The 5,965-nt window shown below is 46.3% G+C and carries 3 tRNA genes and 3 rRNA genes; all 6 read left to right on the top strand.

What is annotated here, in order from left to right:
* Positions 1 to 474 precede the first annotated feature (474 nt).
* The 6 genes from BM371_RS20245 to rrf all read left to right on the top strand — a co-directional run bounded on the left by BM371_RS20245 (position 475) and on the right by rrf (position 5,925).
* Positions 475 to 1,991 (top strand): 16S ribosomal RNA (locus BM371_RS20245).
* Between the two features lie 197 nt (positions 1,992 to 2,188).
* Positions 2,189 to 2,262, top strand: a tRNA-Ile gene (locus tag BM371_RS20240).
* Between the two features lie 83 nt (positions 2,263 to 2,345).
* Positions 2,346 to 2,422, top strand: a tRNA-Ala gene (locus tag BM371_RS20235).
* A 167-nt stretch (positions 2,423 to 2,589) separates the two neighbouring features.
* Positions 2,590 to 2,665 (top strand) — tRNA-OTHER (locus BM371_RS20620).
* A gap of 201 nt (positions 2,666 to 2,866) precedes the next feature.
* Positions 2,867 to 5,621, top strand: a 23S ribosomal RNA gene (locus BM371_RS20225).
* A gap of 196 nt (positions 5,622 to 5,817) precedes the next feature.
* Positions 5,818 to 5,925, top strand: a 5S ribosomal RNA gene (rrf, locus tag BM371_RS20220).
* Together the 16S, 23S and 5S rRNA genes with 3 tRNA genes alongside form the textbook arrangement of a ribosomal RNA operon.
* Positions 5,926 to 5,965: the final 40 nt, after the last annotated feature.

The raw sequence follows: 5,965 nt of genomic DNA, 5'->3' as shown, positions 1-5,965 counted from the left end.
TTTGCCCCACTGAAAAACGAGAGTTGTTTGGTAAGCGCAGAAGAGCTTTTGGGTAAGCATAATTAGAAAGAACTACTTTTATTATATATAAAAAATCGCAAGATAGATTATATGCATAATAGGAGATACGGATCACAAACAGGTAGCTTTTATTTTAAAAACTTTTTAAAAATAAAGTTGCAGAAATAAAAAAGATTTGTATCTTTGCAGTCCGGTAAAACGGGAAGCGCAGGAGTAGGATTGAGGGGGTGTGAATAGAGAGATTAAGGTCATCAAAAAACTTTAAAAATTCTTGAGAAAACATTTGGTCAATTAAAAAATAACAATTACTTTTGCACACGCAAATACGGATAGCGAAAACGACAGAAAGTAGCTGAGTAGGAAGCGTAAGACAAGAAGATCATTGACATACAATATAACAACCAAGTAAGGAAAAACTAAAGCGTCAAAACTTTGAGTGAGTCAGACAAACATACAATGGAGAGTTTGATCCTGGCTCAGGATGAACGCTAGCGGGAGGCCTAACACATGCAAGCCGAGCGGTATTTATTCTTCGGAATAGAGAGAGCGGCGTACGGGTGCGGAACACGTGTGCAACCTGCCTTTATCAGGGGGATAGCCTTTCGAAAGGAAGATTAATACCCCATAATATAATTGATGGCATCATTGATTATTGAAAACTCCGGTGGATAGAGATGGGCACGCGCAAGATTAGATAGTTGGTAGGGTAACGGCCTACCAAGTCAGTGATCTTTAGGGGGCCTGAGAGGGTGATCCCCCACACTGGTACTGAGACACGGACCAGACTCCTACGGGAGGCAGCAGTGAGGAATATTGGACAATGGGTGAGAGCCTGATCCAGCCATCCCGCGTGAAGGACGACGGCCCTATGGGTTGTAAACTTCTTTTGTATAGGGATAAACCTAGATACGTGTATCTAGCTGAAGGTACTATACGAATAAGCACCGGCTAACTCCGTGCCAGCAGCCGCGGTAATACGGAGGGTGCAAGCGTTATCCGGATTTATTGGGTTTAAAGGGTCCGTAGGCGGATCTGTAAGTCAGTGGTGAAATCTCATAGCTTAACTATGAAACTGCCATTGATACTGCAGGTCTTGAGTAAGGTAGAAGTAGCTGGAATAAGTAGTGTAGCGGTGAAATGCATAGATATTACTTAGAACACCAATTGCGAAGGCAGGTTACTATGTCTTAACTGACGCTGATGGACGAAAGCGTGGGGAGCGAACAGGATTAGATACCCTGGTAGTCCACGCCGTAAACGATGCTAACTCGTTTTTGGGTTTTCGGATTCAGAGACTAAGCGAAAGTGATAAGTTAGCCACCTGGGGAGTACGTTCGCAAGAATGAAACTCAAAGGAATTGACGGGGGCCCGCACAAGCGGTGGATTATGTGGTTTAATTCGATGATACGCGAGGAACCTTACCAAGACTTAAATGGGAAATGACAGATTTAGAAATAGATCCTTCTTCGGACATTTTTCAAGGTGCTGCATGGTTGTCGTCAGCTCGTGCCGTGAGGTGTTAGGTTAAGTCCTGCAACGAGCGCAACCCCTGTCACTAGTTGCCATCATTAAGTTGGGGACTCTAGTGAGACTGCCTACGCAAGTAGAGAGGAAGGTGGGGATGACGTCAAATCATCACGGCCCTTACGTCTTGGGCCACACACGTAATACAATGGCCGGTACAGAGGGCAGCTACACAGCGATGTGATGCAAATCTCGAAAGCCGGTCTCAGTTCGGATTGGAGTCTGCAACTCGACTCTATGAAGCTGGAATCGCTAGTAATCGCGCATCAGCCATGGCGCGGTGAATACGTTCCCGGGCCTTGTACACACCGCCCGTCAAGCCATGGAAGTCTGGGGTACCTGAAGTCGGTGACCGTAACAGGAGCTGCCTAGGGTAAAACAGGTAACTAGGGCTAAGTCGTAACAAGGTAGCCGTACCGGAAGGTGCGGCTGGAACATCTCATTTTAGAGCGTCTTATGACGTTAAACAAAATTAGTATCCTAGGATACACAAGAACTTACTTAAAGAGAAGCTTTAGTTTTTTATTTGGTTGATATATAAAAATAAAACCCACTAGAAATTAGTAACAGGGACAGAGATACGGGATACGAGTTAATGGATACGGAACACGTAACCAGAAACACGAAACTCGGAACACAAAGAGTCTCGTAGCTCAGCTGGTTAGAGCGCTACACTGATAATGTAGAGGTCGGCAGTTCGAGCCTGCCCGAGACTACTAATTAAGGCGGCTGGTAAATAGCTTATAGCTGATGGCAATAAAGCCAAAAGCAAGGAGCAAATCGCCAACAGCACCTAGAGGGGGAATTAGCTCAGCTGGCTAGAGCGCCTGCCTTGCACGCAGGAGGTCAAGGGTTCGACTCCCTTATTCTCCACCAAGTTATAGCAATATAACAAGAACAGAAGATATTTAAAAAAGATCAAAGGATTATAGCCGATAGGGGCTAGATCATCCCGATTCATCGGGAAGGTCAAGGGTTCGACTCCCTTATTCTCCACCAAGTTATAGCAATATAACAAGAACAGAAGATATTTAAAAAAGATCAAAGGATTATAGCCGATAGGGGCTAGATCATCCCGATTCATCGGGAAGGTCAAGGGTTCGACTCCCTTATTCTCTACATATTGTATGATGTACGAAAGTGCAGCGTATGATGTACGAGGGTAATATAAGGAAATGTATACTACATAGTGACGGAGCCGTCATTACTACATTTTACATTTTACTTAAGTACAAGCATAAAGATCATTGACATTAACGGTAAAGACATCACAAAGAGAAAACCGAGCACTTATAAGTGCTTGAGTAACCTAAAAATAGGAAAGAAATCGTTAAGGGCGTATGGCGGATGCCTAGGCTTTCAGAGGCGAAGAAGGACGTGGTAAGCTGCGAAAAGCTCGGGGGATTGGCACACACGAATTGATCCCGAGATGTCCGAATGGGGCAACCCGGCATGTTGAAGACATGTCACCTCGTAAGAGGAGCAAACCAGGAGAACTGAAACATCTAAGTACCCTGAGGAAAAGAAATCGAAGAGATTCCGTAAGTAGTGGCGAGCGAAAGCGGATTAGCCCAAAAGTCTTTATATATTTAGAAGAATGTTCTGGAAAGAACAGCCATAGAGGGTGATAGCCCCGTATTTGAAAGGTATATTAAGATGATAAATGAGTAGGGCGGGACACGTGAAATCCTGTCTGAATATGGGGGGACCATCCTCCAAGGCTAAATACTCCTGAAAGACCGATAGTGAACAAGTACTGTGAAGGAAAGGTGAAAAGCACTTCGAATAGAAGGGTGAAATAGAACCTGAAACCGTACGCCTACAAGCGGTCGGAGCACCATTAGGGTGTGACGGCGTGCCTTTTGCATAATGAGCCTACGAGTTAATTTTACTAGCGAGGTTAAGGACTTCAGGTCCGGAGCCGGAGCGAAAGCGAGTCTGAATAGGGCGCATAGTTAGTAGGATTAGACGCGAAACCTTGTGATCTACCCATGGGCAGGTTGAAGCTTTGGTAACACAAAGTGGAGGACCGAACCGGTTGACGTTGAAAAGTCTTCGGATGACCTGTGGGTAGGGGTGAAAGGCCAATCAAACTGGGAGATAGCTCGTACTCCCCGAAATGCATTTAGGTGCAGCGTCGATATATAGTTTATTAGAGGTAGAGCGACTGATTGGATGCGGGGGAGTCAAATCCTACCAATTCCTGACAAACTCCGAATGCTAATAAATGATGGTCGGCAGTGAGGGCATGGGTGCTAAGGTCCATGTCCGAGAGGGAAAGAACCCAGACCAACAGCTAAGGTCCCCAAATATATGCTAAGTTGAAGCAACGCGGTTGAACTGCATTGACAGCTAGGATGTTGGCTTGGAAGCAGCCATTCATTTAAAGAGTGCGTAACAGCTCACTAGTCGAGCGGTTCGGCATGGATAATAATCGGGCATAAGCATATTACCGAAGCTATGGATTTATAATTTATTATATCTGGTAGGGGAGCATTCTGTTTGCGCCGAAGCAGTATCGTGAGGTATTGTGGAGCGGACAGAAAAGAAAATGTAGGCATAAGTAACGATAAAGGGGGCGAGAAACCCCCTCACCGAAAGACTAAGGTTTCCTCAGCCATGCTAATCAGCTGAGGGTTAGTCGGGACCTAACGCGAACCCGAAAGGGGTAGTGGATGGACAATGGGTTAATATTCCCATACTTGCTCACACTAAAAAGGGGACGGAGTGACGTAGCTACTGGAGACTGACGGAATAGTCAAGGCCTAGCCTTCGGGCGAAGCTGCTGTAGTGAACTCGCTTCCAAGAAAAGCCGAAGTGAAGCAACCCGTACCAAAACCGACACAGGTAGTCGAGGAGAGAATCCTAAGGTGCTCGAGTGAGTCGTGGCTAAGGAACTAGGCAAAATAGTCTCGTAACTTCGGAAGAAGAGACGCCAGCAGCAATGCTGGCCGCAGTGAAGAGGCCCAGGCGACTGTTTATCAAAAACACAGGACTCTGCTAAATCGAAAGATGCTGTATAGGGTCTGACACCTGCCCGGTGCTGGAAGGTTAAGGAAGGGCGTTAGCGTAAGCGAAGCGTTTGACTGAAGCCCCAGTAAACGGCGGCCGTAACTATAACGGTCCTAAGGTAGCGAAATTCCTTGTCGGGTAAGTTCCGACCTGCACGAATGGTGTAACGATCTGGGCACTGTCTCAGCCACGAGCTCGGTGAAATTGTAGTATCGGTGAAGATGCCGATTACCCGCAATGGGACGAAAAGACCCTGTGAACCTTTACTATAACTTCGTATTGACTTTGAGTAAGTAATGTGTAGGATAGGTGGGAGACTTTGAAGCGGGCACGCTAGTGCTTGTGGAGTCAACGTTGAAATACCACCCTTTACTTACTTGGAGCCTAACTTCTTTTAGAAGGACATTGCGTGGTGGGTAGTTTGACTGGGGTGGTCGCCTCCAAAAGAGTAACGGAGGCTTTCAAAGGTACCCTCAGCACGCTTGGTAACCGTGCGTAGAGTGTAATGGCATAAGGGTGCTTGACTGTGAGACCTACAAGTCGATCAGGTGCGAAAGCAGGACATAGTGATCCGGTGGTTCCGTATGGAAGGGCCATCGCTCATAGGATAAAAGGTACTCCGGGGATAACAGGCTAGTCTCCCCCAAGAGCTCACATCGACGGGGAGGTTCGGCACCTCGATGTCGGCTCGTCACATCCTGGGGCTGGAGAAGGTCCCAAGGGTTGGGCTGTTCGCCCATTAAAGTGGCACGCGAGCTGGGTTCAGAACGTCGTGAGACAGTTCGGTCTCTATCTATTGCGGGCGTTAGATGTTTGAGAGGGCTTGATTCTAGTACGAGAGGACCGAATTGAACAAACCTCTGGTGTATCAGTTGTACCGCCAGGTGCACCGCTGAGTAGCTACGTTTGGAAGAGATAAGCACTGAAAGCATATAAGTGCGAAACTCGCCTCAAGATGAGACATCTTTTAAGGGTCGTTGGAGATGACAACGTCGATAGGCTACAGGTGTAAAGTTGGTAACAGCATAGCCGAGTAGTACTAATTACCCGTAGATTTATAGCCTATAAGTGTTGCTTATGGCAATTGGCCAATAGCTATTAGCTAAAAGCCAGACGCCAACAACAAGCCTTATAAGTGCAATACTGGTTTTGCCTTTGTGATGAAATTTACCGATAAAAAAGTTGATAGTAAAATGTTGACAGTTGATAGTAAAAACTAACAACGATCAACCATAACCCATCAACTCATATACAACCTTTAGGGTGGTTTTAGCGGTGGGGCTCACCTGTTCCCATTCCGAACACAGAAGTTAAGCCCACCAGCGCCGATGGTACTGCGAAAGCGGGAGAGTAGGTCGCCGCCAGTTTTTTTTTAAGTCCTCAATCGTAAGATTAGAGGACTTTTTT

Source organism: Chryseobacterium formosense, assembly GCF_900116415.1.
Taxonomy (GTDB): domain Bacteria; phylum Bacteroidota; class Bacteroidia; order Flavobacteriales; family Weeksellaceae; genus Chryseobacterium; species Chryseobacterium formosense.
This window is presented reverse-complemented; position numbering and strand designations above follow the sequence as displayed.